Raw genomic sequence first — 19,064 nt, forward strand, 5'->3', positions numbered from 1 at the left:
ACTAAAGAATTATATTTCTGTATACATATTGATAAAAGAAGTTTTTTAGTATAAAATTGTATTTATAAAATCATGTTAAATGAATTATGCAGATAAACTATTATATTATAATATTAATTATTGCAATATCAAATCTACTCTATTCCTTTGGAGGCAGACCTATTACGGTTGAGGAAGTGCGCCCATATTATACTGCCTCAGATAGAGCAAAGATAGAAATATTTATATATACCAATTTAAGCGATAATACTAATTACAATTATTTAACTTTCGCAATAGCAGACGCAATAGCAAATCAATTAGAATATAATAAAACTATCAGGCTTCAATCATCAACTAATGTAAAATTAACACCAATAGATTTTGAAAGAGCATACGAGAGAAAAATATTCCAATTTACAAATATAACTTATAGCGCAATAGAGTCATCTACGAATACAGTAATTAACACAAATTATGAATATTACTACTATACTAATTGGGGCGGATTAAGAAGCAATGTTACACTTATAACTCCAGAAACAAAATATTTTCAATTGAATGAGAAAGAGGAAGTTATTATTAATTATAACGGAACTAATGTTATAGTAAAAAATACTAATGATTTTATACAAAATATAGAATTAGGCGGATATTTTTATGAATATACTGGAAATAATATAAAAGAAGATGTGTTTAAAAGAGATGCAGATATTGTTATATTTGGAAGTATTGAATATAAAAGACCAAATATTAGTGTAATCACTTCTATAGCTTATGTTAAAGAGAGGAAAATAGACAGTTATAGTATAGAAATATCTGAAGCAAAAATAGATGAACAGATTCCTATTTATGCTTTGGATATAGCAAATAAAATTAGCTACGTAGATAAGACAGGAACTATAGCAATTGATGTAGAGCCTGATGGTGCATTCGTTTATGTAGATAATGCATTGATTGGAATTAGCGGAGAAACTTTATATTTGCCTACTTTAACTACAAATGCTCATAGATTTACAATTAAAAAAGATTTGTATGAGCCAATAGATACAATGCTTGCTTTTGAGAGAACAGACGAAGATATAATGCTTAATTTTACTATGATTGAAATGACTAATACAGCAAAAGTAAAAATTAATATACCGGGAGGCGAGGATAGTTCTGTTGTTATTAATGGTATAAAAAGAAAGCCTAGTAATTTTATATACGAAGATTTTGGGTTTGGTACTTATTCTATAAAGATTACAAATACTAATTATATGGACTATTATGGTACTTTTACGGTAGAAAGTACAAATTATTTAGATTTAACTCCAAACATGAAACCTTTTTATAAACCTACTTGGGTAGATATAGTATTTAAAAACTATGAGAGAAATACAAAAATATTTTTAGGACTCACTATAGCAAGTACTATTTTTTCTGTTGGTGCTTATATATATGCTAATGAAATACTTGATTATACTATGATTAATTATTATGATAAATATCAAAATGCTCAAAACAGACCGCCTGTAGATTTAACTAAATACAATACTGCTTTTAATGTGTATATAGGCGGTTTAGTAGCTACAGGAGTTTTTGCTTTAACTGCTGGTATATATTATATGCTTTGGGTTAATGAAAGTAATTTTGCTGTAGAAGAGCTTACTTTTTCCGGAGGATATGGAGGAGCTAACATCGCATATACTTATCGGTGGTAATTTTTTATAATTTGTTTGACAATGTTTTATTATTGATTATACTATTTATAATAATATACAATTAGGAGATAAAACTATGATTAATATTATTTTTATAGGGGCACCGGGTTCTGGTAAAGGTACTCAATCTGAGTTAATAGAAAAAGAATATTCTATATCCCATATTTCTACTGGTGATATGTTTAGAGAGAATATTGCTAATGGTACTGAGCTTGGTAAGACAGCTAAAATGTATATGGATAAGGGAGAATTAGTACCTGATAGTTTGGTTATAGATATGCTTTTTGATAGGCTTAAAAAAGATGATTGTAAAAATGGCTTTATGCTTGATGGATATCCAAGAACTATGGAACAGGCTAAGGCATTGGATAAATTATTGGAGAAATTAAATTATAAGATAGATGCTATTATTAATCTTAATGTTGCTGAAGATATTATAATAAAAAGACTTTTAAATAGGGGACGTTCAGATGATAATGAAGAGACTATAAAAAATAGAATAAAAGTTTTTGAAAGTCAAAGTAAGCCCGTGTTGGAATATTATAAAGATAAAGTTTATATAATAGAAGTTGAAAGTTTTGAGAATGAAATGCCTGAAGATATCTATAAGAAGATAAAAAGAGGTCTTGATGAAATAAAAAAATAAAATTTATTTATTAAGAAGCATATTAAACAAGGGGAACTTAACTCCCCTTGTTTTTTTATTTATTATCAAAAAATAATTATATTAAATTTTCAGGATTTAAACATTTAAGTTCATCTATAACAAATATGCCGTCTTTTCTAATTAGTAGATCATCAAAGTATATCTCTCCTCCGCCATATTCTTTAGTCTGTATACAAACTAAATCCCAGTGTATAGCAGATTTATTTCCATTAGATGCTTCATCATAGCAAGCACCAGGAGTAAAATGGAAGCTTCCCATAATTTTCTCATCAAATAAAATCTTTTTCATAGGTTTGGTGATATATGGATTAACACCAATAGCAAACTCTCCAATATATCTTGCTCCTTCATCTGTATCAAATATCTTATTAATTCTTTCATTGTCATTAGAAGAAGCATTTATTATTTTTCCATTTTTAAATTCTAATTTTACGTTTTCATACGTAAATCCATCACTGTATAATGAAGGTGTATTGTATGATAAAACTCCATTAACAGAATCTTTTACAGGTGCAGTGAATACCTCGCCGTCAGGTATGTTGATTACCCCTGCACATTTTATAGCTGGTATATCTTTTATAGAAAAAGTTAAATTAGTATTTTCCCCTATAATTTTAACTTTATCTGTTTTATTCATAAGACTAACTAAATTATCCATAGCCTTATCCATCTTTGAATAATCCAAATTACAAACCTTAAAATAGAAATCTTCAAACTCATCTGTACTCATAGAAGCCTGCTGTGCCATAGAAGCGTTAGGATAGTTTAGTACAACCCATTTTGTATTTTTTATTCTTTGATCCATGTGTATAGGGTCTAAATAAAGTTTTTCATATATTTTATAATTTTCTTCTTTTACTGATGAGTTCTCAGCACTATTATTACCGCCAGAAATTCCAATATAAGCATCCATTTTTTTCATTAACATTAAATCAGATTCAGCCCAAATCTTTATCTGCTCATCATTACATTTCTTTAATAATTCTCTCATTATTTGCGGGTCATGATTCCATACAAAAGGATTTCCCCCAGCTTTATAAACCTCTTGTATTATAGCCATCACTAAATCTCTCTCTTCTCCCTCTCCATAAACCTTTATTAAAACATTTTCTCCTTTTTTTAATCTGCATGAATAATTTACCAAATTGTAAGCTAATTTTTCTATCCTTATATCTTTCATATTTTTTACTCCTATGTAATTTTATTAATTATTTTTATTAAGTTTTATTATTATATCATATTTTTTATCGTATCGCCTATTATTTTCATTCCCTTATCAATATTTTCTACAGAACAGTTTGAATAACTTAATCTAAAAGTGCTGACATTTCTTTTTTTATTATAAAAAGGGTCCCCCGGAGATATTGCTACATTTCTTTTTATAGTTTCATTTGCTAATTCTACAGATTTAATTTTTTTTGGAAGTTCCACCCATATAAACATTCCGCCTTCTGGTTTTGTATATTTAACTTCCTTTGGGAAATATTTTTCTATAGCATTTATCATAGCATTACATTGTTTATGATATAGTTTTTTTATTTTTTCTATATGTTTATCAAAGTTAGTATTGTTTATATATTGAGCAATAGCCATTTGGTCTGGCATACTTGTGTGAACATCGAGTATTTGTTTATATTCTATAGCTTTTTTCATGAACTCTTTATTTGCTGATGCCAACCAACCAACTCTTATGCCTGGTGAAATTGTTTTTGAGAAAGAACCCATTAGTATTACTTGTTCATTTAGCAGATTAAAGAATGATTCCTGATTTTCACCTTTAAATCTTAAAGCTCCATAAGGATTATCTTCTATAAGCATAGTGTTAGTTTTTTTTATCATGTCTGCTATTATTTTTCTTGTTGCATTATTGTAAGTTAGTCCGGTTGGATTTTGGAAGTTTGGAATTGTATAAAATAATTTTGATTTATATTTTTTTAGTATGTTTTTTAATTCGTCTAAATTAATTCCTTCATCATTTATTTCAACACTATGTATTTTAGCATTATATAAATTGAATGTTTGAATTGCTGCTAAGAATGTGGGTGCTTCAACTATAACATTATCATTGTCATTTAGTGTAACAGCAGATATTATATCAAAACCTTGCTGTGCTCCGTTAATTATTAATATATCATCGGCTTCTAAATTAATATTTTCTTTAGTTTTATATCTTTGTGCTATTATTTTTCTTAATTCAATATATCCTTGAGTGTTTGCATATTGCAATGCTGTTTTATAATGATTATCCATTATATTAGAGTATGCTTTTTTTAATTCTTTGTATGGGAAAGAAATAGGGTTAGGCATACCGCCTGCAAAACTAATAACATTAGGAATAGAAACAGCCTTTAACATAAAATCAGAAAACTCTTTTTGAAAATCCTTTTTAGCCATCATTTTAGAAATTTTGAAATTCATATATCTCTCCATTTAATAGAACTATATAAGTTTTTTTGTAAATATTTTAAGAAAAAAACTTGCTATTTTTTTAGTAATATGTTATATTATACAACATATTAAAGATAAAAAAAAGGGCCTGTAGCTCAGATGGCTAGAGCGTTCGACTGATAATCGAAAGGTCGGTGGTTCAATTCCTCCCAGGCCCACACGCTCAGGTTCTTTAAAATATACACGGGGGTTTAGCTCAGTTTGGGAGAGCGACTGCCTTGCACGCAGTAGGTCGTGGGTTCGATCCCCATAACCTCCACATCTTTTAAAACGATTCTTAAAGCTATTTTTTAAGAATCGTTTTTTTATATAGGACTTTTTATGAGAAAATATCTTTTTTTAATAATGCTTATATTCTTTTCTTTTAATTTGGCATATACACTCACTCAAGATGAAGAGACTCTTTTAGATGCTTCTATTTTTGGTGATGATGATATTGTTGAAAAATTAATAGCAAAAAAAGTTAATCTGAATGTTCAAGATGAGGCTGGAAATACTGCATTGATATTAGCTTCTATGGAAGGGCATACAAAAGTAGTGGCTTTACTTTTGAATGCTAATGTTGATAAATATATAGTAAATAACGATGGTAATGATGCTATGTTTTATGCTAAACAAAAAAATTATAAAAATATAATTAAACTTTTAGAGTAATATTTTTTCTGTAATTTATTTTTGTTTAGTATGGTTAAACAATTATTATAATATCACTGCTTAATTATTTCATTAAATTTTTCATTCATAGATTTTAAATAATCATCATATTTATTTGATAAATTATAATCAGGTTCTATTACAGTGTTGTCTATTAATGAGTTTCTAACATCATCTAAAGAAATATTTTCTTCTAATAATACTATAGCACTTATTGAAGAGCCAAGAGATGCTCCTCCAGAAGGAAGAATTTTTATAGGACATTGCCAAATATTAGCTATTATTTTTAATATTTCTTTATCTTTAGTAGGTCCACCTGTAACAGATAAATCTGCTGCTTTTTTTTCTGAAGCAAACTTTTTAGAATATGCTGCAACTAATCCTAAAGAGCTTAATACAATGCCTTTATAATCATTATCAAAAGAAGAATTATCATAATACCTTTTTATATCAAAAGCTTTGCTTATAGGTACAGATTCATTTTCTTTTTGATATATCATGATTGGTAAATTGTCTATATTCTTAGATAATGATTCTGTTATATCTTTATAATTTTTATGATACAAGTTCATTATTTCGTCCCAAACCATAGCCCCATTAGTACGGCAGAATATCATAAATGGATTTCCTACACCATCATACATAGCATTAGATACACCAGAAAAATCTCTTGTGTTTTCATCTATATTAAGCATATATACAAAGCTTGTTCCTAAAGATAATATATCTCCTTTATATAATACTTTAGTTTGAGGATTGTCTCCGCTTCCTATGCCTACTAAACAATCTCTGCTAAAACCATATTTTTCTATAAAATATTCAGATATATTTCCAGCCAATTTTGAAGGGTTTTCTATATTTCCCAATTTTTCCTTTAGATTATTTGATACAGTGTTAAGAAGCTTATCATTCCACTCTTTTTTTGTATAGTCCATCAAACTCATACCAGAAGCATTTCCAAAATCTGTGCTAATATCATCTTTAGCAGTAAGAATAGAAGCTATAAATGTATTAAGCAAAAATACTTTATATGTATTATTTTCTAATTCTGAATTATTATCAAAATTATATTTTATTACAGCTCCAGTAAATCTAAGAGGGGAGTCTGAGCCTGTTATTTGAATCATATTTTCTTTTCCGCCTACACTGTTTCTAAGCTCATCAGCTTCTTTTTTTGTGCAAGAAGTTCTCCAAATAGGTGCGGCATTATATGAATAGGAGTCTTTTAATATTTCTATTAAATTTTTATTTATATATTCTTTATTTTGCAATTTATTTAAATTCTTTTTGTATTTTTCTGACAAATAGACATGCCCATGCTGTTGAGCGGAAATTTGAATAGCCTTAATTTCTTTTACATTGCATTTTTCTTTAAGTTCATATAATGCTTTATCTAAAGCTGCTAAAAAAATATTAATATCCTGCTCTGCTTTACCTTCTATTTTTGAGCCTATAAGCAATGTATTTTTATTCATTGATGAAGTTTTCATTTCTTCCAAAGAATTAAAAGCTACAGAGATATTTAATTCATTTTTATATGTTTTATAATTTAAAATACTTAAAGTTAAACTTTGTGTGCTTAAATCTATTCCTAAGGTATACATATATAATCCTAAAATGGTATTAATTAATTGATTTTACTAATTCCTGTTTATATAGTATTATATAAAAATAATATTCAAAATCAAGAGATTACGCTTAATAATTTGATTTTTATTTGATTTTAATATTAAATATCATGGAGTTAATTATTTATTGAAGTTATTTTATGAAATATCAGTTATTATCAAAAGAGAAGAATTTAAAAAAGATTTTAAGAGAATGCGTAAAAAAAGAGAGATTTACAAGTATAGATATAGTTGAAAGTTTGAATCTCACTAAACCTACTGTAAATGAATCATTAGATATTTTGTTTAAGAATGATTTTATTACAAAAGAAGATTTTACTGCAGGGACAGTAGGCAGGAAAGCTCAAATTTGGAAAACAACACTTTATAAGAAGAAGTCTCTTGCAATAGATATAGATTTTAATTTAGTAAAAATTGCTATAGTTGATATGTCTGGAAATTATTCGTATTACAAAGAATATAATAAAAGCATCAACAATGATAATTTTTTTAATGTTATAAGTTTTGTAGTTAAAGATTATAGAGAAAATTTTAAAGAAGCTTGTGATATAAAAAGTTTAGGCATATCAATACCTGGTAATATTAGTTTTGATAGAAAGAATATATTATATGCTACTAATTTGGGATTAAAAAATATTAACGTAAATAATTTAGAAGAAGAACTAAATTTGGAGATAATTTTAGAAAATGAGGCTAATAGTGCAGTATTATGTGAGTTTTTTTTATCTAAGGAAACAGATAAAGATAATTACATGCTTATATCAATATCGAATTTTGGAGTAGGCGGAGGGCAGATAGTTGATGGTAAATTATTAAAGGGAGCTCATAGACTTGCAGGAGAGATTGGTCATTTTACTATCATTATGGACGGAGAACTTTGTACTTGCGGCAACAGGGGGTGTTTTGAAAGGTATGCTTCTTATGACGGACTTAAAAACATAATGAAAAAACACCAGCTTGGCTTTGATGATATTAATAAACTTTTTGAAAGTTATGATAAAAATGCAGAAAATGTTATAAGAGAATATTGTAAATTTTTAGGAAGAGGGATAAGAAGTTTGCTTGCTATATATGACTCCAATAAAATTATATTAAGCGGTAAAATAACTGATTATTGGAGTAGGATTTATCCTTATATGCAAAAAGAAATATTTGAAAATAATAACTTTTATTCAAAATTTAATATTATGATTATTAAATCGAAATTTGGCGATAAATCATCATTGGTTGGAGTTGGGCTTATAAATTTTTTTGATTTACTATATGATAAAGATATTTTTTCTTAAAAAACCTTTTTTTTCTTGACAAATTAATATTTTTGAATAAACTTATATTTAGTAAAATGATTTTATTATTGTGTTTTTTTGCTTTTTAAGTAAATTCATTTTACTAAATATTTTCTTAATTTGGAGTTAATAGCAATATGGAATATTTTAAAAGTGTTGATAAAGTATCCTATAAAGGAAAAGATAGTAAAGATGCTTTTTCATTCAAACAATATAACGCTTCAGAAGTTATAGCAGGAAAAACTATGGAAGAATGGATGCCTTTTGCAATGAGTTGGTGGCATACATTAGCAGCTGGAAGTTCAGATCCTTTTGGAGCTCCTGCAGCAACTAGACCTTGGAATGGAAAAGAGGCTTTAGAAGCTTCTAAGATGAGAGTAGAGGCTGGATTTGAGCTTATGCAAAAATTGGGAATGAATTATTTTTGTTTCCATGATAGAGATTTAGCTCCTGAATATAAAACTCTAAAAGAGACTAATGAAAAATTAGATATGATAGTAGATTTAGTACAAGAGAGTATGTCTAAAACTGGTAAAAAACTTTTATGGGCTACTTCATCTTTATTTACAAACCCTAGATATATGCATGGTGCAGCTACAAGTCCTTATGCTGATGTGTATGCATTTGCAGCTGCTCAAACTAAAAAGACTATGGATATAGCTAAAAAATTAGATGCCAAAGGCTATGTATTTTGGGGCGGCAGAGAAGGTTATGAAACTTTACTTAATACTAATATGAAAAGAGAATTAGATCATTTAGCTTATTTCTTGTCTATGGCAGTTGAATATAAAGAAAAAATAGGATTTAAAGGACAATTCTTTATTGAACCAAAACCAAAAGAGCCAACAAAACATCAATACGATTTTGATGCGGCTACTACATTAGAGTTTTTATATCATTATAATTTGGATAAATATTTTGAGCTTAATTTGGAAGTGAATCATGCCACTTTAGCAGGACATACTATGCAGCATGAGATGCAGGTTGCTAGAAATCATGGAAAATTGGGTTCAGTTGATATTAACTATGGAGATACTTTCTTAGGTTGGGATACAGATATGTTCCTTACAAATGTTTATGATGCAGTTTTAATGATGGTAGAGATTATAAAAAACGGAGGACTAAAAAACGGAGGATTCAATTTTGATGCTAAAGTTAGAAGACCATCTCATACTATGGACGATTTAATGTATGCCTATATTGCTGGAATGGACACTTTAGCTTGGGGGTTAAGAATAGCAGATAAAATAGTTAAAGATGGATGTTTCGATAAATTCATTGAAGAAAGATATAGCTCATATAATAGCGGAATAGGCGCAAAAATAGAAAGCAAAGCAACTTCATTGGAAGAATTATATGATTATGCTCTTGCTTTAGAAGAAAAAGAACTTCCTAGCGGAAATCAGGAATTACTTGAAGCTAAATTAAATCAATTTATTTATAATCTATAATTTATTTTTAGGAGACAATATTATGAAAAGAATTATTTTGTTATTTATCTCTATATTTTTATTTGCTATAAGTTGTGCTGATTCTTCTTCTGCAGATAGTAATGGTAAGCAGACAGTTACAATTTGGCATTATTTTTCAGAACCAGATATAGGAGCTTTTTTAAAGTACATAGATGAATATAATAAATTACAAGATAAATATTTTGTAAAAGCTCAATATGTACCAAGAGAAGAATTATTAAAACAATATGCAATAGGTTCTGTTGCAGGAGAACTTCCAGATATAGGTATGATAGATAATCCAGATCAGGCATCTTTTTCTAAAGCAGGTTTATTTGAAGATATTACAGATAGATTTAATGCTTGGGATGATAATAAATTTTTGGAAGGTCCTTTAAACTCAGCAATGTATGAAGGAAAAATATATGGGCTTCCTCAAGCTATAACTTGCTTAGCATTATATTATGATAAAGATGCTTTTGAAGAGAATAATTTAGAAGTTCCTACAAATTGGACACAATTAGAGGAAGCTGCTAAAGTTCTTACTACAGCTGATAGAAAAGGTATAGCTTGGAGCGGAATAAAGAATGAAGAAGGTACTTTCCAATTATTACCTTGGATAATATCAGCAGGCGGAAATATAAACAAAATAAATAGCCCTGAAGCTGTTAAGGCATTAACATATTTAACAGACTTAGTAAAAAATGGATATGCTAGTAAAGAATTGTTAATATGGGGACAAGGAGATGTGGAAAAACAATTTAATTCTGGTAAAGCAGCTATGATGATAAATGGAAACTGGATGATACCTTCTGTAACAAAAAATGCTCCAGATAAAAATTGGGGAGTTGCAAAAATTCCTATGGATAAGAAGTATGCTTCAGTATTAGGCGGAGAGAACTTTACTATAATTAAAGGTAAAAATGTTGAGGGTGCTTGGGATTTCTTAACTTGGTTTATAAGTACAGAAATATCAGAAAGATATTGTAAAGAAATAGGCAAATTCTCACCTAAAGCAGATGTAAATATAGATACTATGTATGGTGATGACCCTATAATGAAAGTATTTGCTGAACAAGTACAATATACTGTTCCTAGAGGTCCTCATACAAAATGGCCTGAAATATCATCTGCAATTATAAATGCTGAACATGAGAGTATTACATTAAATAAAACTCCTCAGCAGGCTTTAGATGAAGCTCAAGCTAAAATAGATCAAATTAATAAAGAGTAATTAATATAAAAAAAGAGGTAATAATATGAAAAAATATTTTTATCTAATAATATTAATAGTATCATTTTTGCTTAGTTGCGGTGCACAAAAAGAAGAAGGTGCAACTGAAGGAAATAAACAAGTTATAACACTTTGGCATTATTTTTTTGAACCAGATGTTACACATTTTTTAGCATATATAGATAAATATAATGAGTCTCAAGATAAATATTTTGTAAAGCCTCAATTTATTCCAAGAGAAGAATTATTAAAACAGTATGCTATGGGTTCTGTTGCAGGAGAACTTCCAGATATAGGCATGTTAGATAATCCAGATCAGGCATATTTTTCTAAAGCAGGTCTTTTTGAAGATATTACAGATAGATTTAATGCTTGGGATGATAATAAATTTTTAGATGGTGCTATAAACTCCGCTATATATGATGGAAAAATATATGGTTTGCCAATATCTATAAATTGTTTAGCTTTATTTTATGATAAAGATGCTTTTGAAGAGAATAATTTAGAAGTTCCTACAAATTGGACACAATTAGAAGAAGCTGCTAAAGTTCTTACTACAGCTGATAGAAAAGGTATAGCTTGGAGCGGAATAAAGAATGAAGAAGGTACTTTCCAGTTATTACCTTGGATAATATCAGCAGGCGGAAATATAAACAAAATAAACAGCCCAGAATGTGTAAAAGCTTTAACATTTTTAACTGATTTAGTAAAAAATGGATATGCTAGTCAAGAGTTATTAGTTTTAGGTCAAAGCGATTTAGATAAATCATTTAATGTTGGAAAAACAGCTATGATGATAAACGGACCTTGGATAATGGCTTCCATAAGAAAGAATGCCCCTGATAAAAATTGGGGAGTTGCAAAAATTCCTATGGATAAACAATATGCTTCAGTGTTAGGCGGAGAGAATTTCGCTATAATTAAAGATAAAAATATTGAGGGTGCTTGGGATTTCTTAACTTGGTTCTTAAGCACAGAAGTATCTCAAAACTATTGTAAGGATATAGAAAAATTTTCTCCAAAAGTTAATGTTGATATAGATACTATGTATGGTGATGACCCTATAATGAAGGTATTTGCAGATCAAATTAAATATGCTATGCCAAGGGGTCCGCATCCTAAATGGCCTGAAATATCATCTATTATTATAAATGCTGAACATGAAAGTATTACATTTAATAAAACCCCTCAGCAGGCTTTAGATGAAGCTCAGGCTAAAATAGATGAGATAAATGCTTCTATTAATTAAAAGCAGATTATAATATGTTTTACTCGTTAGTTATATATGTTTTTATATATAACTAATGAGTTTATAATTTAGGAAATTTTTATTATGAAAAAAAATAAAAAAGTTAATATGTATGAGATGCTATTTGTAATACCAGCACTTGTTTATATGTTGATATTTGTTGGCTACCCAATTATATATAATGTTGTGTTAAGTTTTCAAGACACTACACTTATGAATATAGGAGCTGCTTCAAAGAAATTTATAGGCTTTGAAAATTATAAGACAATATTTTCTTCTCCTGTAATCTTTATAACTATAAAAAACACATTGTTTTATACAATAATGTGCTTAATTATACAATTTTCTATTGGTTTTTTAATGGCATTATTTTTTAATTTAAAATTTAGAATAGCAGGATTTTTGAAAGGTATCATAATTATAAGCTGGATGATGCCAACAATAGCCACAGCATTAGTATTTAAATTTATGCTTTCAGAAACTGGGGTTATTAATAATTATTTGTCTATTTTAGGTATAATAAAAGAACCTGTTTTATGGCTTTCTAATCAAACTACAGCTATGTGGGGATTAATATTAGCAAATTCTTGGGTAGGTATTCCTTTTAATATGCTTTTACTATCTACAGGCCTTTCTAATATTCCGGAAAGTATTATTGAAAGTGCAAAAATAGATGGTGCTGTAGCTTGGCAAAGATTATTATTTATAGTTGTACCTATGATAAAACCTGCTATTTTATCTGTTTTAGTTCTTGGATTTGTTTATACTTTTAAAGTTTTTGACTTGGTATTTACAATGACTGCAGGCGGTCCGGTTAATTCAACTGAAGTGTTATCTACTTACTCATATTTGCTTTCTTTTAAATATTACTATTTTAGCCAAGGAGCATCTGTTGCAAATATATTGGCTTTATTTTTAATGGTTATTAGTTTTATATATGTGAGATTGACTTCAAAAGAGGAGGTAGGAGAATGAAAATAAAAAAAGAACTATTAAGAGAAATTATTTTAAGTGCTATTGGTATATTAATTACATGTGTATTTTTATTTCCACTATTAATAATACTTTTTAGCTCATTAAAAACAGAAGCTGAAATATTTTCATCAAATATGACTCTTTTACCAAAAAAAATAGATATTTCTAGTTATATAGATCAATTTAAAAATTTTAATATTTTAAGAGCGTTTTTAAATTCATTTATCATAGCTTTATTTTCTACAATGTTATCATTAATGTTGTCAATACCATGCTCTTATGGTTTGGCAAGATACAATATACCATTGAAAAAATCTATTCTTTTGGTATTTTTATTAACGCAATTATTGCCAACATCGTTAATTCTAACCCCGCTTTTTATAATGTTTACAAAATTAAAATTAATAAACTCTTATGTAGGACCTATATTGGCTACGGCTACTGTTTCAATTCCTTTTACTATACTAATAATGAGAACTATATTTATAAAAGCGCCTAAAGAACTTGAGGAGGCAGGAAAAATAGATGGATGTACTTCATTTCAAACTTTTATAAAAATATTTTTGCCAATATCAAAACCCGGATTGATAACAGCTGCATCATTTTCTTTCATAATGGCTTGGAATGATTTAATATTTTCTATGACATTTAATAACAATGCTAATTTAAGACCTATGACTGCAGGAATATATAATTTTATGTCTACTTATGGTACTCAATGGAATAGAATAATGGCTTATGCAGTTCTACTTGTATTGCCTGTGGTTGTAATTTTTGTTCTTTTACAAAAATATATAGTTGGCGGGCTTTTAGAGGGCTCTGTAAAAGGATAATATTTGTAATAATAAATTAATTTTCTAATTAAAAGGAGATAAAAATGAAATTTTTAAATGGAATGTGGGAAATAAAAAAAGGTGTAAAACTTAATAGAGTAAGACATGTATTTGAAATTCATAATAATGGTAATTCACTTACTATTATTGCTCCAACTGTATTGGTAAAACAGAATGCTGATACATTAAATATTGCATTATTAACAATTAACATATCTTCACCTTTAGAAGATGTTATTAAATTAAAAGCTACACATCATGATGGCAAATTAGATAAAGGGCCTCATTTTGAAATTTATGAAAAAACAAATGTAAAAGTTTCAATAGAAGAAACAGAAGAGTATGTAAAGTTTACTTCAGGAAAAACTAGTGTTTTAATAAAAAAAGGCGATGCATGGTCTATGACATATTCTTATGATGGAAAATATTTGACTTCAAGCGAAGAACATGGACTTGCTTATATAATAGATGAAAATGGTAATTCTCATATTAGAGAGATGTTAAATATAGCTCCTACAGAATGTATTTATGGATTAGGTGAACGATTTACTGCTTATGTAAAAAATGGACAAACTGTAAATATGTGGAATGAAGACGGAGGTACTTGTACAGAGATAGCTTATAAAAATGTACCTTTCTTTATTTCAAATAGGAAATATGGTGTTTTAGTAAATGACAGTGGCCCTGTTTCTTATGAGATTGGAACAGAAGTTGTATCAAAAACACAATTTTCTATTCAAGATGAATCATTAGAATATTATTTTATAGCTTCTAAATCAATGAAAGGAGTTATTGAAAATTATACAACTTTAACAGGAAAACCTGCACTTCCTCCTGCTTGGTCTTTTGGTTTATGGCTTAGCACATCTTTTACTACTGATTATGATGAGAAAGTAGTTAATTCTTTTATAGATGGAATGATAGATAGAAATATACCATTAAATGTATTCCATTTTGACTGTTTTTGGATGAAGCCTTTTAGATGGTGTAATATGGAGTTTGATGATAAAAATTTTAAAGATCCTGTATCTTTCCTTTCTAATATAAAATCTAAAGGAATAAAGATATGCGTATGGATAAATCCTTATGTAGGACAGCTTTCTAGTATGTTTGAAGAAGGTAAAAAAAATGGCTATTTCATAAAAAAAACAAATGGAGATGTTTGGCAATGGGATATGTGGCAAGCGGGAATGGCTGTTGTAGATTTTACTAACCCTGAAGCTTGCAAATGGTATGCTAGTAAATTGGAAAAATTAGTAGACATGGGAGTTGATACATTCAAAACAGATTTTGGTGAAAGAATACCTTGGGAGGATGTTGTTTATTATGGCGGAGAAGATCCTTTAAAAATGCATAATTATTATACTCATTTATATAATCAATGTGTATTTGGCGTTTTAGAAAAGAAATTTGGAAAAGATAAGGCTTTAGTTTTTGCTCGTTCTGGTACTGCTGGCGGACAAAAATTCCCTGTACATTGGGGTGGAGATTCTACAGCAACTTATGAATCTATGGCTGAAACTTTAAGAGGAGGGCTTTCTTTAGCTATGAGTGGTTATTCTTTTTGGAGCCATGATATAAGCGGTTTTGAAACAACTGCAACTCCTGATTTATATAAAAGATGGGTTGCTTTTGGATTATTATCTTCTCACAGCAGACTTCATGGATCTAAAAGTTATAGGGTGCCTTGGAATTTTGATGAAGAATCTGTAGATGTGCTTAGAAAATTTACTAATTTAAAATGTGAATTAATGCCTTATATTTATTCAACTTCAATTAATGCTCATATCACAGGTATACCAGTTTTGAGAAGTATGATAATGGAATTTGAAGATGATTTGTCATGCAGATACTTAGATTTACAATATATGTTCGGGGATAATATATTGGTAGCTCCAGTATTTAACGATGAAAGCATTGCTAATTATTATTTGCCTAAGGGAAAATGGACTAATATATTAAATAATAAATTATATAATTGTGAAGATACTGGAAAATGGATAGAAGAAAAACATGATTATATGAGTGTTCCTATATTAGCTAAAGAAAATTCTGTAATTGCTTTTGGAAATAATAATAAATTATGTGACTATGAATATATGGATAACATTAATTATCATATATATGAACCTTTAAATAATATTGAGACAAAAATATTTAATTCTGATACTTCATTAGCTTGTGAAGTTAATGTGAAAAGAGAAGCAAATGCAATAAAAATTACAGTTACTAATGCCCCTTATGCTTGGAAAGCTACTTTACATTTAAATGGTAAAATACAAGTTTTAGAGGCTAAAAAAGATCAAAAAGAATTAGTATTTAATATATAAATAGTATTAAATATTAAAGGAGATATTAGCTATGTTTGGTTTTCAAATTTTAGAAGATCGTGTTTATTGGCGAAATAAAGGGGAAACTATTTGTTTAGAGCCATACGGTGAAAACACAATAAGGTTTAGAGGTATTAATGCTAATAATGTTATAGAAGAAAATTGGACTCTTCTTCCTAAAAAGAATAGCGATTTTAAAATTATTGATCAAAAAGATAAAGTTGTAATTAAGAATGGAAAAATATCAGTAGAGATATTAGAAAATGGAACTATAAATTACATGAATGCTAATTCTGAATATATTCTAAAAGAGTATTGGATAGATGAAAGAGAGCTTACTATAAAATTAAGAGATGCAAGAACATATAAAATGGTTACAAGTGATGTGTTTGAAGGAAGAGTATATTTTAAGCCTAATGATAAAGAACATTTTTATGGTATGGGTTCTTATCAGCATAATATATTTGATTTAAAAGGCTCTACTATAGAATTATGTCATAAAAACACACAATCATCTATACCTTTTTTCTATTCTTCGTTGGGATATGGTTTTGTATGGAATAATCCAGCTGTTGGAAAAGCTGAATTAGTAAAAAATCATACGATGATTAAAGCAGAGCGTACAAAGCAGTTAGATTATTTAATATTTGCTGGAGATAATCCAAATGAAATAGTAACTAATTTATCAAAACTATACGGACAAACTCCAATGTTGCCGGAATGGGCAGCTGGTTTTTGGCAATGTAAATTACGCTATGAAACACAGGAAGAGGTATTAAATATTGCTAGAGAGCATAAAAAAAGAAATATACCTTTATCTGTTATAGTTATAGATTTCTTTCACTGGACAGAACAGGGTGAATGGAAATTTGACCCTAAGGCTTTTCCAAATCCTAAAGCTATGGTAGATGAATTAAATGAAATGGGAATAAAACTAATGGTTTCTATTTGGCCAACTGTTGACCCTAAAAGTGAGAATTATCAATATATGGTAAAAAATAATTATATAGTACGCTCAGAAGTAGGCGTTCCTGTATTCTTAATGTTTTTAGGACCTGAAACATATTATGATGCTACTAATAGCGAAGCTAGGGAATATGTATGGAATATTGTAAAAAAGAATTACTATGATTTTGGAATAAAAACTTTTTGGTTAGATGAAGCTGAACCAGAAATTAAACCTAGTGATTACTCTAATTTAAGATATTGTATTGGAAATGGATTGGAAGTAACTAATATATATCCATATTATTATGCTAAAACTTTTTATGATGGCATGAAGCAGCAGGGTGAAAGTGATGTGGTCAATTTAATTAGATGTAACTGGCTTGGTTCCCAAAAATATGGAACTGTTGTTTGGTCTGGTGATATACCATCTACATACGAGTCTATGCTTAAACAGATTAAAATAGTTATGAGTATGGCTATGTGTGGTATGTCATGGTGGACTATGGATATAGGTGGCTTTTTTGGAGGGGATGCTAATTCTGAAGAGTTTAGAGAGTTATTTGTTAGATGGTTTCAATTTGGAGCTTTCTGTCCAATATTTAGAAATCATGGTTTTAGATTGTCGCAAATAAATACTTCTGATTGCAATAGCGGCGGACCTAATGAATTATGGAGTTATGGTGAAGATAATTATAAAATATTATTAAAATACACTTTAATTAGAGAAAGATTAAAACCATATATAATGAAACTCATGAAAGAAACTCATGAATTTGGAACTCCTGTTGTTAGACCTCTATTTTATGAATATTATAAAGATGAAGAAACTTTTTTAATAGAAGATCAATATATGTTTGGAGATTCTATTTTAGTAGCGCCTATATATAAAGAAAAAACAGAAAGCAGAGATGTTTATTTACCTAAAAATTCTAAATGGATATATGTATGGAATAACAAAGAGTATGAGGGAGGACAATATATTAAAGTAGAAGCAGATATTAGTAAAATTCCTCTATTTGTTAAAAATACAGATGAAGGAAAAGAATTGAGAAAATTGATAGTAGAAGAATAAAATAATAGTATTTTTAGTTAATTTTATTTTTTAGCGAGCTGTTTACTAAAAATAGATAAATAAAAAATTTAATGTAATAGAGATTACTATTAATTAATGGTAATCTCTATCTTTGATAAAATGTTAATATATGGTATGTTAATATTAAATATCTAAAATTATTTCTTGGAGATATATTATGTCTAGTATAAAATTTGAGCATGTAAAAAAAGTATATGACAACAAAGTTGAGGTAGTTAAAGACTTTAGTTTGGATATAGCTGATAAAGAGTTTGTAATTCTTGTAGGTCCTTCAGGCTGCGGTAAATCTACAACTTTACGTATGATAGCTGGTCTTGAAGAGATTACAGATGGTAAACTTTATATTGGAGATAGACTCATAAATGATGTAGCTCCAAAAGACAGAGATATTGCTATGGTGTTTCAGAACTATGCCTTATATCCGCACATGTCTGTATTTAAGAACATGGCTTTTGGGTTGGAACTTAGAAAAACTCCAAAAGATGAAATTAAGAAAAGAGTTGAATGGGCAGCACAAGTACTTGATATAGCTCATTTGCTTGACAGAAAACCTAAGGCATTATCTGGCGGTCAGCGTCAAAGGGTA

General features: G+C 28.4%; 15 protein-coding genes and 2 tRNA genes. 14 read left to right on the plus strand and 3 right to left on the minus strand.

The window, feature by feature from the left end:
* The first annotated feature begins 86 nt into the window (after positions 1 to 86).
* Together R4I97_RS11615 and R4I97_RS11620 are read left to right on the plus strand one after the other, a co-directional pair.
* The gene (locus R4I97_RS11615) at positions 87 to 1,682 is read left to right on the plus strand and encodes a hypothetical protein (RefSeq protein ID WP_335785201.1); all 1,596 of its coding nucleotides are present in this window, start codon (positions 87 to 89) and stop codon (positions 1,680 to 1,682) included.
* A 76-nt stretch (positions 1,683 to 1,758) separates the two neighbouring features.
* The gene (locus R4I97_RS11620; RefSeq protein ID WP_335785202.1) at positions 1,759 to 2,328 is read left to right on the plus strand and encodes an adenylate kinase; all 570 of its coding nucleotides are present in this window, start codon (positions 1,759 to 1,761) and stop codon (positions 2,326 to 2,328) included.
* 76 nt (positions 2,329 to 2,404) lie between these two features.
* Here R4I97_RS11620 and R4I97_RS11625 read toward each other — a convergent pair whose 3' ends face one another.
* Positions 2,405 to 3,529 (minus strand): aminopeptidase, encoded by a 1,125-nt coding sequence (locus R4I97_RS11625; protein WP_335785203.1) that lies wholly within the window; start codon positions 3,527 to 3,529, stop codon positions 2,405 to 2,407.
* Between the two features lie 50 nt (positions 3,530 to 3,579).
* Positions 3,580 to 4,767, minus strand: a complete 1,188-nt coding sequence (locus tag R4I97_RS11630; protein ID WP_335785204.1) for a PLP-dependent aminotransferase family protein — start codon at positions 4,765 to 4,767, stop codon at positions 3,580 to 3,582.
* Positions 4,768 to 4,881: 114 nt separating this feature from the next.
* On the opposite strand from R4I97_RS11630, the gene R4I97_RS11635 reads away from it, so the two are divergent.
* From R4I97_RS11635 to R4I97_RS11645, 3 genes are all read left to right on the plus strand, one after another.
* A tRNA-Ile gene (locus R4I97_RS11635) sits at positions 4,882 to 4,955 on the plus strand.
* A gap of 27 nt (positions 4,956 to 4,982) precedes the next feature.
* Positions 4,983 to 5,056: transfer RNA gene (locus tag R4I97_RS11640), tRNA-Ala, on the plus strand.
* A 62-nt stretch (positions 5,057 to 5,118) separates the two neighbouring features.
* Complete coding sequence (locus tag R4I97_RS11645) at positions 5,119 to 5,451, plus strand: ankyrin repeat domain-containing protein (RefSeq protein WP_335785205.1); 333 nt, start codon at positions 5,119 to 5,121, stop codon at positions 5,449 to 5,451.
* Between the two features lie 53 nt (positions 5,452 to 5,504).
* On the opposite strand, the gene R4I97_RS11650 is transcribed toward R4I97_RS11645, so the two are convergent.
* On the minus strand, positions 5,505 to 7,055 hold the full coding sequence (locus tag R4I97_RS11650) for an FGGY family carbohydrate kinase (protein ID WP_335785206.1): 1,551 nt from the start codon (positions 7,053 to 7,055) through the stop codon (positions 5,505 to 5,507).
* Positions 7,056 to 7,219: 164 nt separating this feature from the next.
* Here R4I97_RS11650 and R4I97_RS11655 point away from each other — a divergent pair, with 164 nt between their 5' ends.
* From R4I97_RS11655 to R4I97_RS11695, 9 genes are all read left to right on the plus strand, one after another.
* Positions 7,220 to 8,365, plus strand: a complete 1,146-nt coding sequence (locus R4I97_RS11655) for an ROK family protein (RefSeq protein ID WP_335785207.1) — start codon at positions 7,220 to 7,222, stop codon at positions 8,363 to 8,365.
* A gap of 137 nt (positions 8,366 to 8,502) precedes the next feature.
* Positions 8,503 to 9,816 carry a xylose isomerase gene (gene xylA, locus R4I97_RS11660; protein WP_335785208.1) on the plus strand — a complete coding sequence of 438 codons (1,314 nt, stop codon included), beginning with the start codon at positions 8,503 to 8,505 and terminating at the stop codon, positions 9,814 to 9,816.
* Positions 9,817 to 9,838: 22 nt separating this feature from the next.
* Positions 9,839 to 11,050 carry an ABC transporter substrate-binding protein gene (locus R4I97_RS11665; protein ID WP_335785209.1) on the plus strand — a complete coding sequence of 404 codons (1,212 nt, stop codon included), beginning with the start codon at positions 9,839 to 9,841 and terminating at the stop codon, positions 11,048 to 11,050.
* Positions 11,051 to 11,075: 25 nt separating this feature from the next.
* Entirely contained in the window at positions 11,076 to 12,299 is a 1,224-nt protein-coding gene (locus R4I97_RS11670; protein ID WP_335785210.1) for an ABC transporter substrate-binding protein, read from the plus strand.
* 84 nt (positions 12,300 to 12,383) lie between these two features.
* Positions 12,384 to 13,274 (plus strand): sugar ABC transporter permease, encoded by an 891-nt coding sequence (locus R4I97_RS11675; RefSeq protein ID WP_335785211.1) that lies wholly within the window; start codon positions 12,384 to 12,386, stop codon positions 13,272 to 13,274.
* Positions 13,271 to 14,107 (plus strand): carbohydrate ABC transporter permease, encoded by an 837-nt coding sequence (locus R4I97_RS11680; RefSeq protein ID WP_335785212.1) that lies wholly within the window; start codon positions 13,271 to 13,273, stop codon positions 14,105 to 14,107. The genes R4I97_RS11675 and R4I97_RS11680 overlap by 4 nt, the downstream gene beginning before the upstream one ends.
* Before the next feature lie 44 nt (positions 14,108 to 14,151).
* Positions 14,152 to 16,437, plus strand: coding sequence for an alpha-xylosidase (gene yicI / locus R4I97_RS11685; protein ID WP_335785213.1), 2,286 nt, complete (start codon positions 14,152 to 14,154; stop codon positions 16,435 to 16,437).
* 31 nt (positions 16,438 to 16,468) lie between these two features.
* Positions 16,469 to 18,457: a TIM-barrel domain-containing protein gene (locus R4I97_RS11690; protein ID WP_335785214.1), complete on the plus strand. Its 1,989-nt coding sequence runs from the start codon at positions 16,469 to 16,471 to the stop codon at positions 18,455 to 18,457.
* 178 nt (positions 18,458 to 18,635) lie between these two features.
* Positions 18,636 to 19,064, plus strand: a 429-nt coding sequence (locus tag R4I97_RS11695; protein WP_335784535.1) for an ABC transporter ATP-binding protein, incomplete at its 3' end; no start/stop codon positions are given.

The sequence above is a fragment of the Brachyspira pilosicoli genome (assembly GCF_036997485.1).
GTDB classification, from domain to species: domain Bacteria; phylum Spirochaetota; class Brachyspiria; order Brachyspirales; family Brachyspiraceae; genus Brachyspira; species Brachyspira pilosicoli_C.